This is a genomic window from Rhodovulum sp. P5, assembly GCF_002079305.1.
GTDB lineage: Bacteria > Pseudomonadota > Alphaproteobacteria > Rhodobacterales > Rhodobacteraceae > Rhodovulum.
Genome location: NZ_CP015039.1, coordinates 2736235 through 2759268 on the forward strand (window position 1 = coordinate 2736235; position 23034 = coordinate 2759268).

Annotated in this window: 31 protein-coding genes; 25 read left to right on the forward strand and 6 right to left on the reverse strand. The window is 63.0% G+C overall.

Annotated features, from left to right (window positions below):
- The first annotated feature begins 91 nt into the window (after positions 1 to 91).
- On the forward strand, positions 92 to 427 hold the full coding sequence (locus RGUI_RS13230; RefSeq protein ID WP_081533665.1) for a DUF736 domain-containing protein: 336 nt from the start codon (positions 92 to 94) through the stop codon (positions 425 to 427).
- A 101-nt stretch (positions 428 to 528) separates the two neighbouring features.
- On the opposite strand, the gene RGUI_RS13235 is transcribed toward RGUI_RS13230, so the two are convergent.
- Genes RGUI_RS13235 through RGUI_RS13245 form a run of 3 tightly spaced genes read right to left on the reverse strand, consistent with a single transcriptional unit; the run spans position 529 to position 2107 of the window.
- Positions 529 to 1443, reverse strand: coding sequence for a DMT family transporter (locus RGUI_RS13235; RefSeq protein WP_081533667.1), 915 nt, complete (start codon positions 1441 to 1443; stop codon positions 529 to 531).
- Positions 1440 to 1787, reverse strand: a complete 348-nt coding sequence (locus RGUI_RS13240) for an antibiotic biosynthesis monooxygenase (protein ID WP_081533669.1) — start codon at positions 1785 to 1787, stop codon at positions 1440 to 1442. The genes RGUI_RS13235 and RGUI_RS13240 overlap by 4 nt, the downstream gene beginning before the upstream one ends.
- Entirely contained in the window at positions 1784 to 2107 is a 324-nt protein-coding gene (locus RGUI_RS13245) for an NIPSNAP family protein (protein ID WP_081533671.1), read from the reverse strand. The genes RGUI_RS13240 and RGUI_RS13245 overlap by 4 nt, the downstream gene beginning before the upstream one ends.
- A gap of 73 nt (positions 2108 to 2180) precedes the next feature.
- On the opposite strand from RGUI_RS13245, the gene RGUI_RS13250 reads away from it, so the two are divergent.
- Entirely contained in the window at positions 2181 to 2864 is a 684-nt protein-coding gene (locus tag RGUI_RS13250) for a helix-turn-helix transcriptional regulator (protein WP_081533673.1), read from the forward strand.
- A gap of 89 nt (positions 2865 to 2953) precedes the next feature.
- On the opposite strand, the gene RGUI_RS13255 is transcribed toward RGUI_RS13250, so the two are convergent.
- A complete protein-coding gene (locus RGUI_RS13255; RefSeq protein ID WP_081533675.1) occupies positions 2954 to 3178 on the reverse strand; it encodes a helix-turn-helix domain-containing protein in 225 nt (74 codons plus the stop codon).
- A gap of 144 nt (positions 3179 to 3322) precedes the next feature.
- Here RGUI_RS13255 and RGUI_RS13260 point away from each other — a divergent pair, with 144 nt between their 5' ends.
- The 23 genes from RGUI_RS13260 (at position 3323) to RGUI_RS13360 (ending at position 21726) form a co-directional block, all read left to right on the forward strand.
- Complete coding sequence (locus tag RGUI_RS13260; protein WP_253798402.1) at positions 3323 to 3622, forward strand: DNA -binding domain-containing protein; 300 nt, start codon at positions 3323 to 3325, stop codon at positions 3620 to 3622.
- Positions 3623 to 3764: 142 nt separating this feature from the next.
- A complete protein-coding gene (locus RGUI_RS21275; RefSeq protein WP_156882964.1) occupies positions 3765 to 3935 on the forward strand; it encodes a transcriptional regulator domain-containing protein in 171 nt (56 codons plus the stop codon).
- A gap of 52 nt (positions 3936 to 3987) precedes the next feature.
- Positions 3988 to 4479 (forward strand): DUF2285 domain-containing protein, encoded by a 492-nt coding sequence (locus RGUI_RS13265; protein WP_156882965.1) that lies wholly within the window; start codon positions 3988 to 3990, stop codon positions 4477 to 4479.
- 44 nt (positions 4480 to 4523) lie between these two features.
- The gene (locus tag RGUI_RS13270; RefSeq protein ID WP_156882966.1) at positions 4524 to 5354 is read left to right on the forward strand and encodes a hypothetical protein; all 831 of its coding nucleotides are present in this window, start codon (positions 4524 to 4526) and stop codon (positions 5352 to 5354) included.
- Between the two features lie 177 nt (positions 5355 to 5531).
- The gene (locus tag RGUI_RS13275; RefSeq protein WP_081533681.1) at positions 5532 to 5816 is read left to right on the forward strand and encodes an AlpA family transcriptional regulator; all 285 of its coding nucleotides are present in this window, start codon (positions 5532 to 5534) and stop codon (positions 5814 to 5816) included.
- Complete coding sequence (locus tag RGUI_RS13280; RefSeq protein ID WP_081533682.1) at positions 5813 to 6277, forward strand: DUF2840 domain-containing protein; 465 nt, start codon at positions 5813 to 5815, stop codon at positions 6275 to 6277. The genes RGUI_RS13275 and RGUI_RS13280 overlap by 4 nt, the downstream gene beginning before the upstream one ends.
- Positions 6274 to 6786: a S26 family signal peptidase gene (locus tag RGUI_RS13285; protein WP_081533684.1), complete on the forward strand. Its 513-nt coding sequence runs from the start codon at positions 6274 to 6276 to the stop codon at positions 6784 to 6786. Before RGUI_RS13280 ends, RGUI_RS13285 begins: the two co-directional genes overlap by 4 nt.
- A 4-nt stretch (positions 6787 to 6790) precedes the next feature.
- Positions 6791 to 7540, forward strand: a complete 750-nt coding sequence (locus RGUI_RS13290) for a lytic transglycosylase domain-containing protein (RefSeq protein ID WP_081533686.1) — start codon at positions 6791 to 6793, stop codon at positions 7538 to 7540.
- Positions 7537 to 7791 (forward strand): hypothetical protein, encoded by a 255-nt coding sequence (locus RGUI_RS21280; protein WP_156882967.1) that lies wholly within the window; start codon positions 7537 to 7539, stop codon positions 7789 to 7791. The genes RGUI_RS13290 and RGUI_RS21280 overlap by 4 nt, the downstream gene beginning before the upstream one ends.
- On the forward strand, positions 7788 to 9542 hold the full coding sequence (locus RGUI_RS13295; protein WP_081533688.1) for a DUF3363 domain-containing protein: 1755 nt from the start codon (positions 7788 to 7790) through the stop codon (positions 9540 to 9542). The genes RGUI_RS21280 and RGUI_RS13295 overlap by 4 nt, the downstream gene beginning before the upstream one ends.
- A 13-nt stretch (positions 9543 to 9555) precedes the next feature.
- Entirely contained in the window at positions 9556 to 11550 is a 1995-nt protein-coding gene (locus tag RGUI_RS13300) for a conjugal transfer protein TraG (protein ID WP_081533690.1), read from the forward strand.
- Positions 11551 to 11559: 9 nt separating this feature from the next.
- Entirely contained in the window at positions 11560 to 11982 is a 423-nt protein-coding gene (locus RGUI_RS13305; RefSeq protein WP_081536089.1) for a CopG family transcriptional regulator, read from the forward strand.
- A gap of 135 nt (positions 11983 to 12117) precedes the next feature.
- Positions 12118 to 13101, forward strand: a complete 984-nt coding sequence (gene trbB, locus RGUI_RS13310; RefSeq protein WP_081533692.1) for a P-type conjugative transfer ATPase TrbB — start codon at positions 12118 to 12120, stop codon at positions 13099 to 13101.
- Positions 13098 to 13433, forward strand: a complete 336-nt coding sequence (locus tag RGUI_RS13315) for a TrbC/VirB2 family protein (RefSeq protein ID WP_156882968.1) — start codon at positions 13098 to 13100, stop codon at positions 13431 to 13433. Before trbB ends, RGUI_RS13315 begins: the two co-directional genes overlap by 4 nt.
- Positions 13430 to 13699, forward strand: a complete 270-nt coding sequence (locus tag RGUI_RS13320; RefSeq protein ID WP_081533694.1) for a VirB3 family type IV secretion system protein — start codon at positions 13430 to 13432, stop codon at positions 13697 to 13699. Before RGUI_RS13315 ends, RGUI_RS13320 begins: the two co-directional genes overlap by 4 nt.
- 4 nt (positions 13700 to 13703) lie before the next feature.
- Positions 13704 to 16202, forward strand: coding sequence for a conjugal transfer protein TrbE (trbE, locus tag RGUI_RS13325; protein ID WP_081533696.1), 2499 nt, complete (start codon positions 13704 to 13706; stop codon positions 16200 to 16202).
- Positions 16180 to 16959, forward strand: a complete 780-nt coding sequence (gene trbJ, locus RGUI_RS13330; protein ID WP_081533698.1) for a P-type conjugative transfer protein TrbJ — start codon at positions 16180 to 16182, stop codon at positions 16957 to 16959. Before trbE ends, trbJ begins: the two co-directional genes overlap by 23 nt.
- A gap of 12 nt (positions 16960 to 16971) precedes the next feature.
- A complete protein-coding gene (gene trbK-alt, locus RGUI_RS13335) occupies positions 16972 to 17244 on the forward strand; it encodes a putative entry exclusion protein TrbK-alt (protein WP_216640073.1) in 273 nt (90 codons plus the stop codon).
- A 3-nt stretch (positions 17245 to 17247) separates the two neighbouring features.
- Entirely contained in the window at positions 17248 to 18537 is a 1290-nt protein-coding gene (gene trbL, locus RGUI_RS13340; RefSeq protein WP_081533702.1) for a P-type conjugative transfer protein TrbL, read from the forward strand.
- Positions 18531 to 19220, forward strand: coding sequence for a conjugal transfer protein TrbF (trbF, locus tag RGUI_RS13345; protein ID WP_216640132.1), 690 nt, complete (start codon positions 18531 to 18533; stop codon positions 19218 to 19220). Before trbL ends, trbF begins: the two co-directional genes overlap by 7 nt.
- Complete coding sequence (trbG, locus tag RGUI_RS13350) at positions 19217 to 20257, forward strand: P-type conjugative transfer protein TrbG (protein WP_081533706.1); 1041 nt, start codon at positions 19217 to 19219, stop codon at positions 20255 to 20257. The genes trbF and trbG overlap by 4 nt, the downstream gene beginning before the upstream one ends.
- 3 nt (positions 20258 to 20260) lie before the next feature.
- Positions 20261 to 21484 (forward strand): TrbI/VirB10 family protein, encoded by a 1224-nt coding sequence (locus RGUI_RS13355; protein ID WP_081533708.1) that lies wholly within the window; start codon positions 20261 to 20263, stop codon positions 21482 to 21484.
- Complete coding sequence (locus tag RGUI_RS13360; RefSeq protein ID WP_081533710.1) at positions 21481 to 21726, forward strand: DUF2274 domain-containing protein; 246 nt, start codon at positions 21481 to 21483, stop codon at positions 21724 to 21726. The genes RGUI_RS13355 and RGUI_RS13360 overlap by 4 nt, the downstream gene beginning before the upstream one ends.
- Here the strand turns inward: RGUI_RS13360 and RGUI_RS13365 are convergent.
- Positions 21680 to 22588: a LysR family transcriptional regulator gene (locus tag RGUI_RS13365; RefSeq protein ID WP_081533712.1), complete on the reverse strand. Its 909-nt coding sequence runs from the start codon at positions 22586 to 22588 to the stop codon at positions 21680 to 21682. The genes RGUI_RS13360 and RGUI_RS13365 overlap by 47 nt on opposite strands.
- A 95-nt stretch (positions 22589 to 22683) precedes the next feature.
- Positions 22684 to 23034 carry a carboxymuconolactone decarboxylase family protein gene (locus RGUI_RS13370; protein ID WP_172841148.1) on the reverse strand — a complete coding sequence of 117 codons (351 nt, stop codon included), beginning with the start codon at positions 23032 to 23034 and terminating at the stop codon, positions 22684 to 22686.

A 23034-nucleotide genomic window follows, 5' to 3' on the forward strand; every position in this document is an offset into this window, starting at 1 on the left:
GCCAAGGGCTGCGTCGGCGGATCGTCCCGGTCCTGACGATCGCCATCGAGACCGCGACGGGCGCGGGATCGAAAGCCAAAGGAGAAATGACATGGCCACCATCGGAACCTTCAATAAGACCGGCAACGAATACGTCGGAGAAATCGTCACCCTCAACGTGCAGGCGCAGAACGTCCGCATCGTGCCCGAGGACAGCACCTCCGGCGAGAACGCCCCCTCCCACCGGGTCTTCGTCGGTCGGGCCGAAATCGGCGCCGCCTGGTCCAAGACCTCCAACGAGCAGCGCGACTATCTGAGCCTCAAGCTGGACGATCCGAGCTTCACCCAGCCGATCTACGCCAACCTCTTCGATGACACCGTCGTCGAAGGCGGCGAAGAGACCTTCAGCCTCATCTGGTCCCGGGCACGTCGCAAGAACGGCGACTGAGCACCGCGATCGCAGCCCCGCCCGGCAGACCGGGCGGGGCCTGACTCTTTTCCGCATTGCAGAAATTGATGCAGCGGAGGTCGGCTTCGAGCCCGACCTGATCACTCGTCGGACCGCAGCGAATGCCCGGTTTTTCCTTTTGCTGGCCAGTTAATCAGCGCGACCCCCGCTATCGCCGCACAGAGGCCTGCCGCGACCGGCAGAGTGAATGTCTCGCCCAGGAACACGATGCCGAGGATGACGCCGATGCCTGCCCGCAGATAGCTTTGGCTCGCAACACCCATGGACCCGAGTGTGCGCACCAGCCGGAAGTAGATCAGGAGCGCAACCCCGGTGCAAAGGATCGACAAGATCGCCGTTGCGGCCATAGCCGTCAGGCTTGGAGCCAGCGTCCACGGACGATCCAGAAAGAGCGCAAAAGGCGCGAGAACGACCGACGCCCAGATCATCGTGCCTGTGGCCGTGGCAACGGCGGTGATATGGCCGAACCGTTTGCCGTAGATCGCCGCACCTGCATAAAGCGCAGCGCCAACCAGACAGGCGATTTGCCCGGCGACCTGATCACCAAGACCGCGCAGGACATCCACGCCGACGATCAGCGCAACACCCATGAAACCAAGAACCGCACCGGCCAGCTTGCGCCCGTTGAGCGCTTCGTGCCGCGTCACGAGCGCGGTGATGAGAAAGACGAAGATCGGGGAGGTCGAGTTCAGAACGCTGGCGAGGCCTGACTCGACGTATTGCTGCCCCCAGGCAAGAACAGTCCAGGCGCCGATGCTGTTGAGCAAGGATTGCACCAGAAGCATCCGCCAAGCGCGCGCGTCGCGCGGCAGCCTTTCTGATCGTGCGCCCATCACGAGCAGCAAAAAAATGGTCGCGCCGAGAACGCGGAGCGCGATCAGCGTGACCGGGGGAATCTCGGCGACGGCGACCTTGATGAAGAGGTAGGACGACCCCCAGAGCAACGCCAGAAGGGCCAGCAAAGGCAGCTCGGTCCGTAAGTTGGCCGACTTCATGCCGGATGCGCCTTCTGGCTGTCAGCCGGAGCCTGTGCGCGGTCGAACATGCCGTAGTCCCGGATCACGCTGGCGATCCGGAGCCGGTAGTCATCGAACACACCACTCCGTCCTTTCGCCTGCGCGCCACGATGGGCGTTGAGGTTGCGCCAACGTGCTATCGCGTCTTCATCCTCGAAGAACGACAGGGACAGGATTTTGCGTGGATCGGTGAGGCTCTGGAACCGCTCCACGGAAATGAAGCCGTCGATCCCATCGAGCATCGGGCGCATCTCGGCAGCGATGTCGAGATAATCGTCCTTGCGGCCCTCTGCGGGTTCAACTTCGAAGATCACAGCGATCATGCGCTGTCTCCGTGCGGTGCAGAGGCGAGCTTGAGCCAGGTTCGGTCTTCCCGGAGCAGAAACTTCTCCTTTTGGGCAAACTCGTAGTTCTCGCGGCCGAGTGGGTCAGCGGCGAGACGGGTGCGATAGGCTTCGTAGTCGGCCAGGCTCGCCACGTTGTAGATGCCATAGGCAAGCGTCGATGAACCCTCGTGCGGGGCATAGTAGCCAATCAGATCAGCGCCGCAGCGCGGGATTGCCTGCCCCCAATTACGGGAATATTCCTCGAACTGGGCCTTCTTTGTCGGGTCGATGTGGTAGCGGATGATACAGGTCAGCATGACGAAATCCTTCGAGTAATTTTCCCGATCCTAGACGTTTGCTTCTCGCGGATGCTTCGATTAAGGTCGAACTATGAGAGAAGGCCCAGACATTGCCCATATCGCCGCTTTGATCGGCGATCCCGCCCGCGCCAACATGCTGACTGCGCTTATGAGCGGAAAAGCTCTGACAGTCAGCGAGTTGGCTGAGGAAGCCGGGGTAACGATCCAGACGGCGAGCTCCCACCTGTCGAAACTCGATGAAGGTGGTTTGCTTCGTCCCCGCAAACAGGGACGGCACAAGTATTTCGCGCTTGCCAGTGACGAGGTGGCCCACGTCCTTGAAGGTCTGATGGGGCTTGCGGCTGGGTCGGGATACTTACGGAAGCGGACAGGCCCGCGAGATGCAGAGCTGCGCCAAGCGCGTGTCTGCTACAACCATCTAGCGGGGGACATGGGCACGCAGATGTTCGACAGCCTGGTGGCGCAGGGCCATTTAGTATTGGATGCCGAGGAGCTGGAGCTGACCGAGGCGGGTGCCGCATTCGCCTCAGAACTTGAGATCGACGTAGACGGCTTGCGCAAGGCGCGCGCGCCGGTTTGCCGGGAATGCCTCGACTGGAGTGAGCGCAGATCACATCTGGCGGGTAGCTTGGGGCGCGCGTTTCTGAGCCGCTTTGAGGAGCTGTCCTGGGCAAAACGAGATCAGAAAACACGGGTCGTGACTTTCTCACGGATTGGAGCAGAGAAGTTCAGCAAGCTCTTTCCGGTGAGTTAAAGATCGTTTGGGATTTCGCCAAAGCGCACATTGCACGAACGGCAGCAAAGTCCGCACAGCCGACATATGTGTAGGCCGCCGTCCATAGATTAGGTCCCGTCTGGCGCGTCTTCCTTCAACAAGAGATGCGGCCGCACATCCAGCGCGAGCGCGGCGTGCCAAAGCGTGATGATCGTGACGTTCTGCTGCCCGCGCTCCATCGAGCTCACATGAGCGCGATCCACGCCCATCTTCACAGCCAACGCGGCCTGACTCATATCAGCTAAGGTTCTGTAGTGCTTGAGATTGTTTCCAAAAGTCTGCCGAATATCCATCCGACGACAAAAGACGTATCGCGTATTTTAGTGCGACGTACTATAATACGCGGAATCTTGATCTATCGATCAGGATTGATGCTTCAAAACGGTGTCATAAACCGAGTGACAGTTGCGCGGACCCCATAAACTGGGGCAATAGTCATGTGGGCGCAACGTCGTCCGCTGGGGGAATATATGGGTAACCAACAAAGTTCCGAACTTGCTGAATCGCCGCCTGAAAGCGACAGCCTGACCGAGTATGATCAAGCTCAATTGAAGCTATATGCACGTCTTCTCGATGCAGAAGCCGATGGGGCCACGCTTTCCGAAATTGTCCTTCACCTCTTTGGAATTGATGCTTCTCAAGAGCCAAAGCGTGCCCAGCAGGTGCATGAAAGCCACCTTAGGCGAGCGCATTGGATCGCCCAGCAAGGCTATCGCGAACTCCTCCGGAAGGCCTGAGACCGCGAGTCGCCTGCATTGCGGCGATGCTCTATTCGCATCGCTATATGCCCTTCGTCTGTCTACAAATTCCCGTTTAGCGCGAGCACATTAGTGAGTCTTAGGCGCATGACGCTGAGAGCTTAACAGTAGGAGAGCGGATATGCCTTCGAACTGGCGAGAAGAAAGCGATTACGATTACATCGAAACACTCGATGCGTCCGGCCTGGCGTGGGAATGCCTCAGGCGCAATACCGACTACCGTGCCGCGTTTCCGAACATGACCGAGAACGAGGCGGCCGCTTGGGGGTTACGATTTCCCGGTCGATCCTGAGCTCAAGGCGACGGACGCGAAACTCTACTGGCGACCTTCTATTGCACCAGCCGTGACCTCTTTGATGACGGCCGGGACACTCCGCGACGCAGAGCCAACGGCTTTTAATCATGTGATCGTGGAAGCAAGGCGCGGCACCCGTGGCCGCTATTGGACCCGCATTCGTTCCGGATTGATCGTCGTTTCCGACGATAAATTGACCACAGAACGGCCGCGCGCTTTCATCGTCCCGTGGTCGCCCGACTGGTCGATTAGCATCGCCACCGCGGAGCGCCTTAGGCGCGTCTGGCGTGGTCAGACACCGCGCGCTCTGTTCAGCCTGCAACGGCGAAAACGCATCGGTCATGCGCTGCGCACGGACGATGCGCGTCAATCCGGCGCGAAGCTGCGAGACATCGCGACCAGCTATTTCGGCGCTCGGAGGGTCGCCGACGAACCTTGGAAGACGAGCGCGCTGAAAGCGCAGATCGCGCGTCTTGCAAACTACGGCAGACATCTGACGGAAACGGGTTTCAAACAGCTTCTGCGCGGAAAAACGAAGTGATGCCAAATGATTGCGGCAGGTTCTCCGACTGATATTCTACAATCATGTCGATCGAGTCTAAACCTTCAGTCAGCCCTCCGCGCATTCTCGGTCGCACGCGCCGCTTGCCTACGAAATCTCGAACTGTTTTCGATCAGATTTTTCACAGCGGTGGCGGATATGTGCTCGATTTTTCGGACCGGACGATGGCCGAATGGTTCGAGGAGACGTTCGATCTGAATATCTTCCAAGAGCGATTCCAGATCGAAGGCCAGAGCAAAGGAAAGACGCTGCGCGGATTTGTCGAGGTCGCGGAACCGCGCTTTGTGGCCAGCGTCATGCGGGCGCTTTGGGACTATCGATGCAGCGAGGCCGACTACCGTGAGGACGATGCAGACGAAGAAGCGCGCCTCGCAGACTGGCTTAAACGCTTCGCAGACGAGCTCGAAGCCGCGTCGACGATGAAGCTCGAAGATGCGCTGACCGACTTCTCGCGCGACACGACGCTGCCGAAGCTACGCGCCGCTATTGCAAACGATCTGGTTGCCGAGAAGCCCGACGTCGCGCTTGATCGTGTGCATACCTATTGCGTGAAACGCTTCCGTCATCTGCTCTCTGAACGTGGCCAGCCGGTAGACCCAAAGACGCCGCTTCACGCGATTTTCGGCGCATATGGAAAGCTTCTCCGCGATGCAGGAGAGGTCACAGAGTTCGCGCTGCCGACGCTCCGTGTACAACATAAGCTGTTCGAAAGTCTCAACGACGCGCGCAACAAGCGATCCTTCGCGCACGACAATGACCTGCTTTCGGTCTCCGAGGCACAGTTTCTGATCGACTGCGTACTCTCTTCTCTGGCCTTTATCGAACGGATCGAGAGCAGCCGTTCGCAATCCTAAGACGACATTCCATTCTGAAAAATACCGACTGAACTTACGCTTATCTGCATTTTTTCAGGGGTAACGATTTTTCGCCAAAATCTTCGTCATCCCTCCCGGGCGCTCTTTTCCGCTTCTCTGGCCGCGAGCCGTCTCTCGCATCCCGCGACGGACCCGCGATGACCAGAGGAGCCCCCCATGCCCGATCCCAATGCCGGCCTGCCGCCGCGCTATCTCAGAACCCCTGAAGCCGCCCGCTTTCTCAGCCTGTCCGGCCGGACGCTGGAGAAACACCGCACCTACGGCACCGGTCCGAAGTATTCCAAGATCGGCGGCCGTGTCGTTTACGCGGTCGAGGATTTGCAATCCTGGGTCAGCCGCGGCGAGAAACGCTCGACCTCCGACGACACGGGCGACACTGTCCTTCCGGCCAAACGCCATGCGGCGATCTCGCCCGCCTATAGCGGCGAGAAGCGTTCATGAGCGCGCGCACTTTCATCGAACTGACGTGGATCGAAGGCCGCATCGAGCGCTGGCTACGCTTCGGCCGAGTCGTTCAGGGGACGATCAGAAGCCGGTCGGTCCGCGTGGTCGGTGTCGATCCCGGCGGCATCTTCGCCTTCGTCCGCTGGGCTGCGAACGACTACGGCACGGTCGAGAGCCGGATCGATATCCTGCAAGCCGTCAGCCCCGGCGAGCGATTTTCGACGGTCCCGTTCGTGACGCCCGGCGGGGTGTCTCTGTTGCGGCTTTCCGGCTGGCCCAAGGTCGAAGCGGTCCTACTCTGCATCGACCAGATCGAGGCGGAGAAGATCGCGCCGGAAGACGTCTGCCCGGACCATTGGCGGCATGTTCATAACCGCCTCGGCTGCAATCTCGAACCTCGTCCGTACACGCACTTCCGGCATGACGCCTGGCTCAAAAGACGGGCACTGGCGGCATGAAACGTGCGCGCCCTTCGCTCCTCATCGGCAGCGCCGGTATCGCCCTCATCGCATTCTCTGCGATCATCCACGCCAACCCGATCCTCGTCTGGAACGCGTCGGCGAGCGTCCCCATCGGCTTCTACGCCGTGCAGCCACTCGACACGCCGAATGTCGGCGATCTCGTCGTGCTCGAACCGCCATCGCCGCTCGGCGACTGGCTTTTGGAACACGGCTATCTCGGCGCCGATGTCCCGCTCATCAAGCACGTCGCGGCAATTCCCGGACAGCGTGTCTGCCGTACTGGCGTAACCATCAGCATCGACGGAGAGACCGTCGCGACTGCAAGAGAGCGCGACCGTTTCGCCCGCCCGCTGCCGGTCTGGCAGGGCTGCCAACGGCTCACCAACGATCAGGTCTTCTTCCTCAATCCCGACACCGAGGCGAGCCTAGACGGGCGCTATTTCGGACCGTTGCCGCGCGACACGATCATCGGCCGCACTGTGCCGATCTGGACGCGTGAGGGCTGACGCGATGGCCTTTCTTCTCCCTTCCGGCCGTCGTCTTGTCGCCTCTTCCGCGATCCTGATCACACTTTCCGGTTGCGCCAATCCGCCCGCCGCTGACGCACAAGATACGGTCTCGCACTCCGCAGAAATCGCCGCGCCGACGTCCGATGTCGACGCTTACGTTGCCGAAGCGGCGCAACGCTTCCGCATCCCCGAGCGCTGGATACGCGCCGTCATGCAAGCCGAAAGCGCGGGCAATGCGCGCGCCGTCAGCAGCGCCGGTGCGATGGGCCTCATGCAGATCATGCCCGGCACCTGGGCGGAACTGCGTGCCGAACATGGCTTCGGATCGGACCCGTTCGACCGCCGCGATAACATCCTCGCGGGCACGGCCTATCTGCGCCAGATGTACGACCAATTTGGTGCGCCGGGGTTTCTCGCGGCCTACAATGCTGGCCCCGGACGGTATGCCGAGCACCTTCACACGGGGCGGAAATTGCCGCGTGAGACCCGTCGTTACGTTGCCGTCCTTTCGCAGGAGCTTAGCTTTTCGGATGCAGCGCCGTTGCAGCCGGTGCGCACCGTTTCTGCCGACCGATGGCAAGCTGCCCCGCTCTTTGCGCCCGTCACAGCTTCGCGTGAAACGCAACGCAGAACCGAACCAGGCCGCACATCAATCGATGTTCAGACCGCAGAAGAACCGGCGCAGTCAGGTTCACAGAACAGCCAATCGAACCCGCTTTTCGTCTCCAGAACCGGGGAGCCAGAGCGATGAGCGCACTGATCTGGCTCCGCCCCGTTCTGTCGTGCTGTCTCGTATGGAATTCGGCAGGCGGAGAATTGCAGCCGATATCAACGACGGGAGGGCAAGATAAAAGGGCCGGCGCACATGGGCGCTACGGCATTGTTGTTGTTGACGTTTTTGCGTGCTGTGCACTTGACCGCAGTGCCACAGGCGCACTTATAAACCTGATTTCATTCATCTTTTTCCGTCCCACGCCATCCTTTCGTGAGGTTTCGGCATGAGCGGACGCGACAATGACATCCGCATCAAGCCCGGGCGCATCCGCGACAAGGGTCCGTCGGCCAGGCGCGCGAAGAGCTTCGTCGGGCAGGTCATGCGTGCCGCGAAGAAGGCGGGACATACCGGTAACAACTTCAGAACGAGCGGCGGTCGCGCCGGTCGATCGACCTTCGGACGCGGGCGCTTCGTCAGAGTGTCTCGCGGGCTTGCGCGGACGCAGCGCCGCGTAGTCGTGAACGCGCGGATCGTCAGACATCGTGGCCAGAAGTTTCGGTCAGCCCCGCTCGCCAGGCATCTCGACTATCTGAAGCGCGAGGGTGTCACCAAGGACGGCCGAGATGCGGCCACGTTCGACAAGGAGCACGACCGAGCCAACGACCGCGCCTTCGCCGCCAGCGCCGAAGACGACCGGCATCATTTCCGCTTCATCATCTCGCCGGAAGACGCCGGTCAGATGGAAGACTTGCGCGCCTTCACCCGCGACCTGATGGCCCAGGCCGAACGCGATCTCGGCACCGAGCTCGATTGGGTCGCAGTCGATCATTGGAACACCGACAATCCGCATGTCCACGTGCTGGTGCGCGGCAAAGCCGATGATGGGAAAGACCTCGTCATCTCTCGCCATTACATCAGCCGCGGTCTGCGGGGCCGCGCTGAAGAGCTTGTGAAGTTGGAGCTCGGTCCCCGCAGTGAGAAGGAGATCGCGACCGGGCTCGATGCCGAAGTGAAGGCCGAGCGCTGGACCGGTCTGGATCGGGCGCTGCGGTCCTATGCCCACGATACGCTCGGTGTGGCCGACCTGCGGCCCGGCGCGCCTGATCTCGACGACAAAGAGCTCAAGCGCCGAATGATCGGCCGTGCGCAGGCGTTGGAACGGTTTGGGCTTGCAGACAAACTCGTACCCTCCGTCTGGCAGTTGAAGCCAGGGATGGAAGACACGCTGCGCGAAATGGCCGTGCGCGGCGACATCATCAAGACGATGCATCGGGCGATGGGTGGACAGTCCCGCGCACAAACTGACTTTGCGATCGAGGGGCAACCGGAAACACTGGTTCTCGGCAAGCTGGTCGATCGCGGGTTGCACAACGAACTTTCCGGCGAGGCCTACGCCATCATCGACGGGGTCGATGGCCGTCTCCATCACCTGCGTTTCCGCGATCTCGATCTGACGGGCGACACACCGGTCGGCGGGATCGTCGAGACGCGGAGCTGGGCCGGGAAGGATGGTGGGGCGCGGCGCCTCGCTTTGGTCGGGAGATCGGACATTGCGCTCGCCAAACAAGTCAACGCCGATGGCGCGACCTGGGTCGATCGGTTGGCGCTTGCCAAGACCAGCGCGCCGCTCGCGCAGAGCGGGTTTGGCGCGGAGGTCCGCGACGCATTGGAGAAGCGGGCCGAGCATTTGGTTGGACAGGGTCTGGCGACGCGGCAAGGTCAGCGCGTCACCTTCAACCGCGATCTCCTGAAGACACTGCGCCGGCGCGATCTCGATCAAGCTGCAAGCAAGATCGCCGACGACACCGGTCTGTCCTTCCGCAAGTCCGGTGACGGCGAGACCGTGGCTGGCACGTATCGCCAGCGCCTAGATCTCGCCTCCGGCCGCTTCGCCATGATCGATGACGGCATGGGGTTCGAGCTCGTCCCCTGGAAGCCCCAGCTCGAAAAGCATCTCGGCCAGACCGTCTCTGGCACCGTCGCGACCGGCGGCGGCATCGACTGGTCGCTCGGCCGCAAGCGCGGCCTGTCGATCTGACCCGGAGAACTCTATGACCTCGAAGAAACATGCATCACCGGCCACCGCCATCCTCTGGGGCCAGATCCTCGTCGTCTCGACGGTCGCGCTGCTCTTCGTCTGGGCGGCGACGCAATGGGTGGCGTTCCGGCTCGGCTTCCAGTCCGAACTGGGCGACCCGGTGGCGACCATCTTCGGCCTGCCGATCTACCCGCCCTGGAACGTCTTTGTCTGGTGGTACTGGTACGACGCCTATGCGCCGCGCGTCTTCATGGAGGGCGCAATCATCGCGGGCGCGGGCGGCATCGCCGCTGTATGCGTTGCGATCTTTCTTTCCGTCCTGCGCGCCCGCGAAGCGAGCAACGTGACGACCTATGGTTCCGCCCGGTGGGGGACCGAGAAGGATATGCGCGAGGCGGGATTGTTCGTGGATGATGGCGTGGTCCTCGGACGCTACCGGTCCCGCTACCTCCGCCATGACGGGCCTGAACATGTGCTCTGCTTCGCGCCGACGCGCTCCGGCAAAGGTGTCGGTCTGGTCGTGCCGTCACTGCTCACTTGGCCGGGCTCGGCCATCGTCCACGACATCAAGGGCGAGAACTGGGAGCTCACGGCGAACTACCGCGCCCGCTTCAGCCGGGTGTTGCTCTTCGATCCAACCGATCCGAACTCGGCGGCCTACAATCCGCTGCTCGAAGTGCGGCGCGGCGATAGCGAGGTGCGCGACGTTCAGAACGTCGCCGACATCTTGGTCGATCCCGAGGGTCTGCTCGAACGGCGGAACCATTGGGAAAAGACGAGCCACTCGCTCTTGGTCGGCGCGATCCTGCATGTCCTCTACGCCGAAGCCGACAAGACGCTGGCGGGCGTCGCGGCCTTCCTCTCCGATCCGAAGCGTCCGATCGAGTCGACGCTCGCGGCGATGATGCGCACCCCGCATCTCGGCGATCACCCGCATCCCGTCGTCGCGCAGGCCGCGCGTGAGCTTTTGAACAAGTCGGAGAACGAACGCTCCGGTGTTCTCTCGACCGCCATGAGTTTTCTTGGGCTCTATCGTGATCCAGTTGTCGCCAAGGTCACGCGCCGCTGCGACTGGCGGATCGACGATCTCGCGACAGGCGACAGGCCGGTGACGCTGTACCTCGTGGTGCCACCATCAGACATCTCACGGACGAAGCCGCTGATCCGGCTCGTGCTCAACCAGATCGGTCGACGACTGACGGAAGACCTGCATGCTAAGCGCACCCACCGCATGCTGCTCATGCTGGACGAGTTTCCGGCGCTCGGGCGGCTCGACTTCTTCGAGAGCCAGCTCGCCTTCATGGCGGGCTATGGGATCAAGGCCTTCCTCATCGCCCAGTCGCTCAATCAGATCGAGAAGGCCTACGGGCAAAACAACGCGATCCTCGACAATTGCCATGTGCGCGTCGCCTTTGCGACCAATGACGAGCGCACCGCGAAGCGCGTATCCGATGCGCTCGGCACAGCGACCGAGATGCGCGCCATGAAGAACTATGCCGGACATCGGCTATCGCCTTGGCTCGGGCATCTGATGGTCTCACGGCAGGAGACGGCGCGGCCGCTGCTCACACCCGGCGAGATGATGCAGCTTCCCCCGACCGAGGAGATCGTCCTCGTCTCCGGTGCGCCGCCGGTGCGGGCGAAGAAGGCGCGCTACTACACCGATCCTCAGTTCAAAGCGCGGATCGCACCACCGCCAGATCGCACTGCCAGCGATGAGTCAGTTAGCAGCACGGCAGACGATTGGAGCGGCTGCGAACCGATCGCTGCGCCGCCACCGAAGAAGCGAAAGTCATCAACGGACGACACCGATGGCGGTGTCCGTCGCGAACCCGACCTGCCGGAACATGAAGACATCGCGTCCGAACCAGCACCGGCACGCAGCGAGTTCGCCGATCTCGATGACGAACCGGAGGATGATGTCCAGCGGGCCAAAGCCATGCGCGACCGGTTCGCCACGGTCGCGCGGCAAGCTTCGCTCGATCCCGATGACGGGATCGAGCTCTAGGATGTGGCCGTGAAGAAGGACCGATTGAATGTGTATTTCGATCCGGTTCTGTCCGGTGAGCTGGAGGCGTTAGCCGCCCGCCGGAAGGTCTCGAAATCGCAGATCGTGGAGGCGGCACTCGCGGCGTTCCTGTCGCCGGATGGCGCGGACCAACGCGAGGCCGCGATCGTCCGGCGCCTTGATCGGCTCACGCGCGCGGTCGAGCGGCTGGAACGCGATCAATCCATCGGCAATGAGGCGATGGCGCTCTTCGTGAAGTTCTGGCTGACCACCACGCCGCCATTACCCGACGAGATGCGCGATGCGGCACAAGCCTCGGGCAAGGAGCGCTATGACCGGTTCGTCGAAGCGCTCGGGCGGCGACTCGCAAAGGGAAAAACGCTTACCAAGGAAGTCTCGGACGACATACCAGACCGAACATCCACTGTCTGAAGCCATCGCGACTTCATGCAAAATGCGCTTATGCCTGCCTCTCTACCCCGCCGCACTACTACGCCCTCAAACCTGTTGCCGATGACCGATTAACGGTCTTCTTGATCGACCCCATAACCAGATGCGGGGCCGCCAATGACCGTCCACACTCTCAAATCAGCAGCGATCGAGCGCGGTTCCCGCATGCTCCGCACGGCGCTTGGGGCCGATATCGCGGCCTGGCTCGACGAGGACGCCGTCGTCGAAGTGATGCTTAATCCATGCGGACGCCTCTGGGTCGACCGGCTCGGCGAGGGTCTCTGCGATACGGGCGCCACGCTTACCGCCGACGATGGCGAGCGGATCGTTCGCCTCGTCGCCCATCATGTCGGCGCCGAAGTCCATGCGGATGCGCCGCGAGTATCCGCCGAGCTACCCGGAACCGGCGAACGCTTCGAGGGATTGCTCCCTCCGGTCGTCGCCGCGCCCACGTTCGCGATCCGCAAGCCCGCCGTCGCCGTCTTCACGCTCGACGATTATGTCCGCGCCGGGATCATGGCCGCAGCCGCAGCCGGTGCATTGCGCGATGCCGTCGCGTCCCGCGCCAATATCCTCGTCGCCGGTGGCACCTCGACCGGAAAGACCACGCTCACCAACGCGCTGCTCGCCGAAGTCGCCAAGACCTCCGATCGCGTGGTCCTCATCGAGGACACACGCGAGTTGCAATGCACGACGCCCAACCTCGTGGCGCTCCGCACCAAGGACGGCGTTGCGACGCTGTCCGACCTTGTCCGCTCCTCGCTGCGCCTGCGCCCGGATCGCATTCCCGTCGGTGAGGTGCGGGGCGCCGAAGCGCTCGATCTCCTCAAGGCCTGGGGCACGGGACATCCCGGCGGGATCGGCACGATCCACGCAGGCTCAGCCATCGGCGCACTGCGCCGCCTCGAACAACTCATCCAGGAAGCCGTTGTTACCGTCCCGCGGGCGCTCATCGCGGAGACCATCGACGTGCTCGCCGTCCTTCAAGGACGCGGCAGCAATCGCCGCCTCGCGGACCTCGCGCGCGTCACTGGCCTCACCGACACCGGCGATTACGCGCTCCACTCCCTTCTTACCAACCCGAAAGGAACCGCCCCATGAGCACTCGACTCAATCTCCTCTATCCCCGCTGGCCCATCTATGTCGGCGCCACCGCGATCGGCTTTCTGCTGGCCGCAGGACAGGCCGAGGCCGCGGGCTCCGGCATGCCCTGGGAAGCGCCGCTGCAAGCGATCCTCGAATCCATCGAAGGACCGGTCGCCAAGATCGTCGCGGTCATGATCATCATCATCACCGGGCTGACGCTCGCCTTCGGCGACACGTCAGGTGGCGCGCGCCGGCTTGTGCAGATCGTCTTCGGTTTGTCGATCGCCTTCGCAGCGTCGAGCTTCTTCCTGTCTTTCTTCTCCTTCGGCGGCGGGGCTCTGGTATGAGTGATCCGACCGACATCCCCGGCTTCACCGCGCCCGTCCATCGCGCCCTCACCGAACCGATCCTGCTCGGCGGGGCGCCGCGGACCATCGCGATCGCCAACGGCACCATAGCGGCCGCCGTGGGTCTGGGCCTCCGGCTCTGGCTGGTCGGGCTCGCCCTCTGGGCCATCGGTCACATGCTGGCGGTCTATGCCGCCAAGCGCGATGCGCAGATCGCCGACGTCGCGCGCCGTCATCTCCGTTATCCGACCTGGATGGGGGTGTGAGGAGATGATGCGCCTCGCCGAATACCGGTCCAAAGCCGCGATGCTCGCCGATTTCCTGCCCTGGGCCGCGCTGATCGGCGAAGGCGTGATCCTCAACAAGGATGGCAGCTTCCAGCGCACGGCGCGGTTCCGCGGTCCCGATCTCGACTCAGCGACACCCGCTGAATTGGTCGCGACAGCGGCACGCCTCAACAGCGCCTTGCGTCGCCTCGGCTCGGGATGGGCGGTCTTCGTAGAAGCGCAGCGCATCCCGGCGCGAGACTATCCGCTCTCGGAGTTTCCCGATCCAATTTCGGCTCTGGTCGATGCGGAGCGGCGCGCGCAATTCGAAGAAGCCTCATCCCACTATGAGAGCCGGTATTTCCTGACCCTAACGTGGATGCCGCCCGCCGATGACACGAGTCGGGCGAGTGGCTGGCTGTACGAGGACGCGCCGAGCAAGTGCGCCAATCCAAACGAACATCTCGCGGCGTTCCGGTCACGTTCGGACCGGCTACTCGACCTGTTCGAGGGCTTCATGCCCGAGGCCGTTTGGCTCGATGACGCGGAGACGCTGTCTTATCTCCATTCGACGATTTCGACACGGGCGCAGTCCGTCCGTGTGCCCGAGACGCCGATGCATCTCGACGCCTATCTCGCGGACGAGCCGCTGGTCGCCGGGCTCGCGCCAAGACTCGGCGAAGCCCATCTGCGCACGCTGTCCATCATCGGGTTCCCGACAGCGACCTGGCCGGGTCTGCTCGACGAGTTGAATGCACAGGCTTTCGAATATCGCTGGGCGACACGCGCCATCTGTCTCGACAAGACCGACGCCACCAAGCTTTTCACCCGCATTCGCCGCCAATGGTTCGCCAAGCGCAAATCAGTCGCCGCGATCCTGAAGGAGGTGATGACCAACGAAGCCTCGACACTTCTGGACTCGGACGCTGACAACAAAGCGCTCGATGCAGACGAAGCCTTGCAAGAACTCGGGAGCGACATCGTCGGCGCGGCCTATGTCACCGCGACGATCACTGTCTGGGACGCGGATGAACGCGTGGCAGAGGCCAAGATCAAGCTCGCGGAAAAGGTCGTGCAGGGCCGGGACTTCACCTGCATCCCCGAGACGCTGAACGCCATCGAAGCCTGGCTCGGATCGCTGCCAGGGCATCTCTACGCCAATGTCCGCCAGCCGCCGATTTCGACGTTAAATCTCGCCCACATGATCCCGATCTCCGCGGTCTGGGCCGGACCGGCGCGCGACGACCATCTGGACGGACCGCCGCTTTTCTATGCCGAGACGCAAGGCGCGACGCCGTTCCGCTTCTCGACCCATGTCGGCGATGTCGGCCATACCCTCATGGTCGGCCCTACCGGTGCGGGCAAATCCGTATTGCTGGCGCTCATGGCCTTGCAGTTTCGGCGTTACGAGGGCGCGCAGATTTTCGCCTTCGATTTCGGCGGCTCGATCCGCTGCGCGACGATGGCCTGCGGCGGGGATTGGGAAGATCTCGGTCTCGCCCCGTCGGACGAAGACGATGCGGTCCAACTGCAACCGCTCGCGCGGATCGACGATGCGGCGGAGCGCAGCTGGGCGCAGGACTGGCTCGCCGGACTGCTCGCCCGCGAAGGCGTCACCATAGATCCGGTGGCGCGGGATCATCTCTGGTCGGCTCTGACCTCGCTCGCCTCGGCCCCGATAGAAGAGCGCACGCTGACGGGCCTCTCGGTGCTCCTGCAGTCGAATGATCTCAAACGCGCGCTGGCGCCGTTCTGCCTCGGCGGTCCCTTCGGACGCCTGCTCGACGCGGAGAGCGAAGCGCTTGGCGCCGCTGACTTCCAGGCCTTCGAGACCGAAGGGCTGATCGGCTCCACCGCTGCGCCCGCCGTGCTCGCCTATCTGTTCCACCGGATCGAAGCGCGGCTCGACGGGCGCCCGAGCCTGATTATCGTCGATGAAGGCTGGCTCGCCTTGGATGACGCGACCTTCGGCTCGCAGCTGCGCGAATGGTTGAAGACCCTACGCAAGAAAAACGCGAGCGTCATCTTCGCCACTCAATCGCTGGCCGACATCGACGGTTCGGACATCGCGCCCGCGATCGTCGAGAGCTGTCCGACCCGCATCTTCCTACCCAACGAGCGCGCCTTCCAGCCACAGATTGCCGCCACCTACCGCAGCTTCGGGCTCAACGACCGCCAGATCGAGATCATCGCAAGGGCGACGCCCAAGCGCGACTATTACTGCCAGTCGCGCCGCGGCAACCGGCTCTTTGCCCTCGGTCTCGGCGAGGTCGCACTCGCCTTTACCGCCGCGTCCTCCAAATCCGATCACGCCGCGATCGACTCGATCCTCGACGAGCACGGGCGAGACGGCTTCGCCGCCGCCTGGCTCGCGCGCCGCGATCTCGGCTGGGCCACCGAATTGCTCGGTCCCTCTGATGCCGTGATCGACGCCACCCCATCCGCAACCCCAGAAGCCAAAGACGACAAGGAGACAACTGATGTTCAAGACCAAGACACGTAAACTCGCAGGGCGCGCTGCCGCGGCTCTGCTGCTGTCGAGCGCGATCTCGCTCACCCCGGCGGCGGCGCCGCCCGCCCACGCATTCTTCGGCGGCGGGTTCGGTGGGATCGTCTACGACCCGACCAACCATGCGGAGAACCTGCTGACCGCCGCGCGGACGCTGGAGCAGATCAACAACCAGATCGCCCAACTCCAGAACGAGGCGCAGATGTTGGTCAACCAGGCCCGCAATCTCGCGAGCCTGCCATATTCGTCGCTCTCGCGCCTGCAATCCTCGGTGCAACAGACCCAGCAACTCTTGGGTGAAGCACAGCGCATCGCCCATGACGTGGCAACGATCGACGAGGCCTTCACGCAAGACTACGGCGCAGCCGCTGCGCGGGGCGATTTCGACGAGATGATCGCGGGCGCGCAGGACCGCTGGCGCACTTCGGTTGCCGGGTTCGAGGATGCGCTCAAGGTCCAGGCGGGCGTCGTCGGCAATATCGAGACCGCCCGCACCGAAATGCAGGCGCTCGTCGGCCGGAGTCAGGCCGCCACAGGGGCACTGCAAGCGACCCAGGCCGGCAATCAGCTGCTCGCGCTGCAGAGCCAGCAGATATCCGATCTGACCGCCGCGATCGCCGCGCAGAACCGGGCGCAATCGCTCGAAGCCGCGCGGGTTGCGACGGCCGAAGCGCAGGCGCGCGAGAATCTCACCCGCTTTCTCGATTACGGCTCCGGCTATGAGCCGACGACCGTGCGGATGTTCCGGTAGGCCGCGATGAAGTTGACCGCCGAGACCACGCTGAGAGGGATCGCCATCGCCTTGGGCGCAATCGCCGCGCTCATGGCGGCGATCGAACTCCAGCACGCCATTGAAGAGGAGCATGCGGCCGAACCGGCAGCGGTGGTTTCGGACGATCCGCGTCGGGAGACCTTGCAGCGCTGCCGCACACTCACCCCGGAGGCGCTCGAAGCCGATGCCGAGTGTCAGGCCGCCTGGGAAGAGAACCGCCGCCGCTTCTTCGGCATCTCCACCAACGATCCTGAGACGGAGTAGGCCATGGACGGCGTCGGCGTCATCGATCGGTTCCTGGAGGTCTTCACGACCTACATCGACAGCGGGTTCGGGCTGCTCGGCGGCGATGTCGCCTTTCTTGCCACGACGCTGATTGTCATCGACGTCACGCTCGCGGCACTGTTTTGGGCTTGGGGTGCCGATGACGATATCATCGGACGGCTCGTCAAGAAGACGCTCTTCGTCGGCGTCTTCGCCTACATCATCAGCAACTGGAACACGCTCGCGCGCATCGTCTTCGAGAGTTTCGCGGGGTTGGGTCTCGTCGCCACCGGCGGCGCGATCGGTGCGGGCGAGCTATTGCAGCCCGGACGCATCGCCGCCGTCGGGCTCGAAGCCGGGCAACCGATCCTGGAATCCATCGCCGACCTGATGGGGTTTGTCTCCTTCTTCGAGAACTTCATCCAAATCTCGATCCTGCTCTTCGCATGGATGGTCGTGCTGCTCTCCTTCTTCATCCTCGCGATCCAGCTCTTCGTTACCCTCATCGAGTTCAAGCTCGCGACGCTCGCGGGCTTCATCCTCGTGCCCTTCGGCCTCTTCAACAAGACCGCCTTCATGGCCGAGCGCGTGCTCGGCCTCGTCATCTCGTCCGGGGTCAAGGTGCTCGTGCTCGCCGTCATCGTCGGCATCGGCTCGACGATCTTCGGGGAGTTCACCGCCGGGTTCACGGGTGAGCCCACCATCGAGGACGCGATGGCCGTCGTCCTCGCTGCGCTGTCGCTGCTCGCGCTCGGCATCTTCGGCCCCGGCATCGCAAACGGCATCGTCTCGGGCGGTCCGCAGCTCGGCGCAGGCGCAGCGGTGGGAGCCGGCCTCGCAGCAGGCGGTGTTGTCGCGGGAGGTCTCGCAGGCGCAAAGATCGCCGGAGCCGCCGGTGGAGCCGCCCTGCGCGGCGGTTCTGCCGTCGCCGGTGGCGCTTCGACCGCCTTCAAGATCGGCGCGGCCTCGGGCACGTCCACGGCCGGGAAAGCCGCGAGCGGCATAGCGGCCATCGGTCAGGCCGGAGTCAATACCGCCGTCAGCCCCCTCAAGCGCGCCGTCGGCGACAGCTATCGCTCGGGCTCACGCGCCGCCTTCGAAGCCACGGGCGGCAAGTTCAGTAATTCCCCGTCTTCCATGCCCACGCCCGCCAATGACGGACCGCCCGCCTGGGCGCGCCGCATGAAGCGCCAGCATAGCCTTCAGCACGGCACCGCCGTCGCCGCACACGCCATCCGCTCCGGCGATGGCGGCGGCGCGGGCACGGCCGTCAGCCTTTCGGAGAGATCATGAGATTCAAGCGACCCAGCGTGCGATACGCAAAGACCCCAGACCCCGTTACCCCCTACCAGAAAGCCTCCCAGGTGTGGGACGAGCGCATGGGCTCCGCCCGCGTCCAGGCCCTCAACTGGCGCCTCATGGCCATCGGATGCCTCGCCACGACGGCGACCTTCGGCCTCGCGCTGGTCTGGCAATCGACGCAAGGCACGATCGTGCCCTACGTCGTCGAGGTCGATCGGCTCGGCGCGGCTCAGGCCGTCGCGCCCGCAACTGCCAACTACCGCCCGACCGATCCGCAGATCGCCTTCCACCTCGCGCGTTTCATCGAGAATGTCCGCCAGGTTCCCGCCGACCCGATCGTGCTCCGCCAGAACTGGCTCAGGGCCTACGATTTCACGACCGATCGCGGCTCCGTCGCGCTCAACGACTTCGCCCGCGAGAACGACCCCTTCGCCCGCGTCGGCGAGGTCCAAGTCACTGCGGAGATCTCCAGCGTCATCCGCGCCTCCGACAACAGCTTCCGCGTCGCCTGGACGGAACGCCGCTATGTGAACGGCCAACTCTCCGGCACCGAACGCTGGACCGGCATCCTCAGCGTCGTCGTCCAACCACCCCGCGATGCCGAACGCCTCCGCAAGAATCCCCTCGGCGTCTTCGTCCACGCCATCAACTGGTCAAGGGAGAACGCCCAATGACAAACTTCGTTTGTTCGACACGCTTAATCGCCACCGTCGGATGCGCAGCGATCTTGAGTGGCTGCGCCACGTTCAAACCGCCCGAGATCAGCTACGATGATCCGGTCGCCGCAACGCTGGTCGCGGAACCGGCGCGGCCCGTTCGGATCGTGGAGACACCGGAGCCTCTACCGCTGCCCGGCCAGCTCATGCGGGTCGATGCCGACGATCGTCCGGCAGAAGCGGCGGAACCGACCGAGCGCGTGACCAACGCCAACGCCGCAGCCCGGATCGAGCCGGTGCGCGACGGCTTCATCAACGCCGTGCAGCTCTACCCCTACAGCTCCGGCGCGCTCTATCAGGTCTACACGTCTCCCGGCCAAGTCACGGACATCGCGCTACAAGCGGGTGAGAGCTTGGTCGGCTCCGGCCCAATCGCGGCGGGTGACACTGCGCGTTGGGTCATCGGCGACACCGAGAGCGGGTCCGGCGATAGCCGCCGTATCCATGTGCTGGTGAAACCGACCCGGCCCGACCTCGTCACCAATCTGGTCATCAACACCGATCGCCGGACCTATCACCTCGAACTGCGTGCGACGCCGCAGGCCTATATGGCCTCGGTCTCCTGGCAATATCCCGAAGACGACCTCATCGCCTTGCGCCGCCAGAACGATCGCGCCGAGGCGAGCCTGCCTATCGGCCGCAATGTCGATCTCGACGATCTCAACTTCCGTTACAGGATCACTGGCGACCGCGCACCCTGGCGACCGCGCCGCGCCTTCGACGATGGGCGGCAGGTCTTCATCGAGTTCCCGCGCGGGATCGGTCAGGGCGAGATGCCGCCGCTCTTCGTGATCGGACCGGAAGGGGACAACCAGCTCGTCAATTACCGCATCCGACGCAACTACATGATCGTCGACCGGCTCTTCGCCGCCGCGGAACTGCGCCTCGGGGATCGCCAGCGCGTCGTCCGGATCGTGCGGACCGATGGAGTCCGGCGCAGCGAGCAGAGCGCGGAACGCGTGATTTCCGCGTGGCGTTCCCATGAGGACCGCTGAGCCATGACCGGCACCGAAAACCAGCAACAAGACGACCACCCCGAAGAGCCGCCACGCACCGAACAGGACATCGCCAAGGAACTGCGCCTGCGGCCCGATCCGCCACGGGTCATGCGGCTCTCGCGCAAGGCGATCACTGTTCTGGCCGTCGCGGGCGGGCTCGGCATCGGCGCGATCCTGATCGTCGCCTTGCAAGGTTCCGATCAAGGCGATGGGCCGTCAGAACTCTTCTCGACGGAACGGGTCCAAGAGGCCGAGGGCCTTTTGGGTCTGCCGCGCGACTACGCATCGATCCCACAGCTCGGGCCACCGCTTCCGGGAGAACTCGGACGTCCCGTTCTATCGGCGCAGCAGCGGGGTGAACCCGTGCCCGTCGTGCCGGCGACCGGCCCAGCTGTCGATCCGGAAGAACAACTTCGCTTGCAGGAGGCCGAAGCCGCGCGGCTCGCAACGCTCTTTGCCGACGCGAGGACGAACGGCGCGGGTGCTGCGAACCCACAAACTGCACCGGTCGCAGCCCCAAGCCCTAGCTTGCAAGGGCTGTTCCCGGCATCGGCCGGGCAGGCACGACAACCGGACACGACGGAGCGACAGGAAGCCTTCTTGGATCGCGAGGTCGACCGACGGACCACTGCCGCGGACCGCGTGCAGTCACCGGCGAGCCCTTACGTCTTGCAGGCTGGATCGGTGATCGAGGCGGCGCTTCTAACGGGGCTGCGCTCGGATCTACCCGGACAGATTACCGCGCAGGTCACCGCAAACGTCTATGACAGCCCGACCGGGCAATTTTTATTGATCCCCCAGGGCGCGCGCCTGTTGGGCGAATATGACAGCAGCGTGGAGACCGGCCAGCGCCGCCTGCTGCTCGCTTGGACGCGCCTGATTCTGCCTGGCGGTCGCTCCATCGTCCTCGAACGCCAGCCCGGCACCGACCAGGCCGGATATGCGGGCCTCGAAGACGGTGTCGACAACCACTGGGGTCAGCTCTTTCGCGCGGCCGGTCTCGCCACCATCCTCAATATCGGCCTCGAAACCGGTGAGGGTGGCGGCGATGAGATCGCCGAAGCGATCCGCGACGGCACACAGGATACGATCGGCCGCGCGGGCGAGGCCATTGTTCAGCGCCAGCTTCAGATTCCGCCGACACTGACGATCCGACCGGGATTTCCCGTTCGGGTGATGGTCACACGCGATCTCGTTCTCGAACCTTATGGAGATGCGCGATGAGCAAGCTGAAGCTGGGAAATATCCGCAACGACAAGCCGGTCAAGGTCACGGTAGAACTGCCCGCGCAGGTCCATCGAGACCTAGCGGTCTATGCGGAAATCCTCGGCGCGGAGAATGGCCAGACGCTCGAGGCCGCGAAGCTCATCGCGCCAATGCTGGAGCGGTTCATGAAGACCGACCGCGGCTTTGCGAAGCTCAGGAAAGAGCGCCGTTCCGCTTCGCCTCGATCCTTGCGAGACTGATGAAGCGCCGGAGTGCGGGATTGTCGTTTTCCGGACGCCAAGCCAAAGAGACTGGGAGACTCTCTTCAGCGCCAAGAATGGGGCGAGTCGACACAGTTGGATAACGTGTGGCCGCAGATTGATCTGCGGTCAAAGCCGCTCCGAAACCAAGTGCGACGAGGCCCATCACATCTCCTCCGCCAAGCATATGATGGTGGAACTTGGCACGACAACCAAGTTCTGAAAAACGAATGGTCATACGTTTCTCAATCTCGAGCTGATCATCCGATGACCCTATCAGGAGTGTTCGTTGAGCTAGGTCTGTCCACGTTACGTCTCGCTCGCCGGCCCACTGGTCGTTGTCAGCGATTGCAATTACGATCCTTTTAGAGCCAAGGGAGAGCTGGTCCCCAAACTCACTGGGTGGGACGCCCATGACGAACCCGAGATCCACTTCCCGGTGGCTCAGGCGGGTAAACGTCTCGTCTTTCTCTAACCTATGAAACTCTAATCTTACATCGGGATGCGCTTTTGAAAATGCGCTCAACAACTCTCGAGCGATCGAGTCCCGCAAGCTGATACTTAACGCGATTAGGAGTTTTCCCTCGTCCCCAACCGCGCATGTCCTTGCGTCTCGTACTGCCACTTCAATTTTTTTGCTTGCGCTTCGCGTAGTTGCCACAAACCTTCTGCCCGCATAGGTCAAGCTGGCACCAGTTGTTTGACGCTCAAAGACTGAGATGCCGAGAAATTCTTCGACTTTGTGTACCCGACGAGAAACAGCGGATTGACCTATACCAAGCTTCTGCCCTGCTTTGCGAAAGCTACCCGCGGCAGCCACAACGCGAAGTATTTCCAGATCACGCAGATCAATGCCGATCACCGGAATTTCTCCTTAGTTCGCAATCGACTGCCTTCAGCTTGAGAGAGCTGAAAGAGCTTTTGGCAACATGGAAGCCAAAACCGCTTAACATCAAATCAGACGCTGATGTTCGCAAAGGCGGCTTTTGCTGCAGTAACGGCGTTCATCGCAGCGGGAACGCCAGCATAAACCGATACTTGCAGGACGATTTCGACGATTTCTTCTCGCGTCACGCCCGTATTCATCGCGGCTCTTATATGGAACTCAAGCTGCCCCTGAGCGGTGCCCATGGCCGCCAGCATGGCAACGGTGAGCATTTCACGCGTGCGTAGATCAATTCCATCACGGCTGACGATATCGGAGAAGGCATAGCCCAGAATGAGTTCTGCTGCCTCGGGCGAAAAGGCATCAAGATTGGCCTGGACCCGGTTCGGTGCACCCGGCTCAAGCCGTTCAAGCAGGCCCAT

Bases quoted from the DNA above. Each gene is read 5' to 3' on its own strand.
- RGUI_RS13230 (WP_081533665.1), top strand. From the start codon at position 92: ATGGCCACCATCGGAACCTTCAATAAGACCGGCAACGAATACGTCGGA.
- RGUI_RS13235 (WP_081533667.1), bottom strand. From the start codon at position 1,443: ATGAAGTCGGCCAACTTACGGACCGAGCTGCCTTTGCTGGCCCTTCTG.
- RGUI_RS13240 (WP_081533669.1), bottom strand. From the start codon at position 1,787: ATGATCGCTGTGATCTTCGAAGTTGAACCCGCAGAGGGCCGCAAGGAC.
- RGUI_RS13245 (WP_081533671.1), bottom strand. From the start codon at position 2,107: ATGCTGACCTGTATCATCCGCTACCACATCGACCCGACAAAGAAGGCC.
- RGUI_RS13250 (WP_081533673.1), top strand. From the start codon at position 2,181: ATGAGAGAAGGCCCAGACATTGCCCATATCGCCGCTTTGATCGGCGAT.
- RGUI_RS13255 (WP_081533675.1), bottom strand. From the start codon at position 3,178: ATGGATATTCGGCAGACTTTTGGAAACAATCTCAAGCACTACAGAACC.
- RGUI_RS13260 (WP_253798402.1), top strand. From the start codon at position 3,323: ATGTGGGCGCAACGTCGTCCGCTGGGGGAATATATGGGTAACCAACAA.
- RGUI_RS21275 (WP_156882964.1), top strand. From the start codon at position 3,765: ATGCCTTCGAACTGGCGAGAAGAAAGCGATTACGATTACATCGAAACA.
- RGUI_RS13270 (WP_156882966.1), top strand. From the start codon at position 4,524: ATGTCGATCGAGTCTAAACCTTCAGTCAGCCCTCCGCGCATTCTCGGT.
- RGUI_RS13275 (WP_081533681.1), top strand. From the start codon at position 5,532: ATGCCCGATCCCAATGCCGGCCTGCCGCCGCGCTATCTCAGAACCCCT.
- RGUI_RS13280 (WP_081533682.1), top strand. From the start codon at position 5,813: ATGAGCGCGCGCACTTTCATCGAACTGACGTGGATCGAAGGCCGCATC.
- RGUI_RS13285 (WP_081533684.1), top strand. From the start codon at position 6,274: ATGAAACGTGCGCGCCCTTCGCTCCTCATCGGCAGCGCCGGTATCGCC.
- RGUI_RS13290 (WP_081533686.1), top strand. From the start codon at position 6,791: ATGGCCTTTCTTCTCCCTTCCGGCCGTCGTCTTGTCGCCTCTTCCGCG.
- RGUI_RS21280 (WP_156882967.1), top strand. From the start codon at position 7,537: ATGAGCGCACTGATCTGGCTCCGCCCCGTTCTGTCGTGCTGTCTCGTA.
- RGUI_RS13295 (WP_081533688.1), top strand. From the start codon at position 7,788: ATGAGCGGACGCGACAATGACATCCGCATCAAGCCCGGGCGCATCCGC.
- RGUI_RS13300 (WP_081533690.1), top strand. From the start codon at position 9,556: ATGACCTCGAAGAAACATGCATCACCGGCCACCGCCATCCTCTGGGGC.
- trbB (WP_081533692.1), top strand. From the start codon at position 12,118: ATGACCGTCCACACTCTCAAATCAGCAGCGATCGAGCGCGGTTCCCGC.
- RGUI_RS13315 (WP_156882968.1), top strand. From the start codon at position 13,098: ATGAGCACTCGACTCAATCTCCTCTATCCCCGCTGGCCCATCTATGTC.
- RGUI_RS13320 (WP_081533694.1), top strand. From the start codon at position 13,430: ATGAGTGATCCGACCGACATCCCCGGCTTCACCGCGCCCGTCCATCGC.
- trbE (WP_081533696.1), top strand. From the start codon at position 13,704: ATGATGCGCCTCGCCGAATACCGGTCCAAAGCCGCGATGCTCGCCGAT.
- trbJ (WP_081533698.1), top strand. From the start codon at position 16,180: ATGTTCAAGACCAAGACACGTAAACTCGCAGGGCGCGCTGCCGCGGCT.
- trbL (WP_081533702.1), top strand. From the start codon at position 17,248: ATGGACGGCGTCGGCGTCATCGATCGGTTCCTGGAGGTCTTCACGACC.
- trbG (WP_081533706.1), top strand. From the start codon at position 19,217: ATGACAAACTTCGTTTGTTCGACACGCTTAATCGCCACCGTCGGATGC.
- RGUI_RS13355 (WP_081533708.1), top strand. From the start codon at position 20,261: ATGACCGGCACCGAAAACCAGCAACAAGACGACCACCCCGAAGAGCCG.
- RGUI_RS13360 (WP_081533710.1), top strand. From the start codon at position 21,481: ATGAGCAAGCTGAAGCTGGGAAATATCCGCAACGACAAGCCGGTCAAG.
- RGUI_RS13370 (WP_172841148.1), bottom strand. From the start codon at position 23,034: ATGGGCCTGCTTGAACGGCTTGAGCCGGGTGCACCGAACCGGGTCCAG.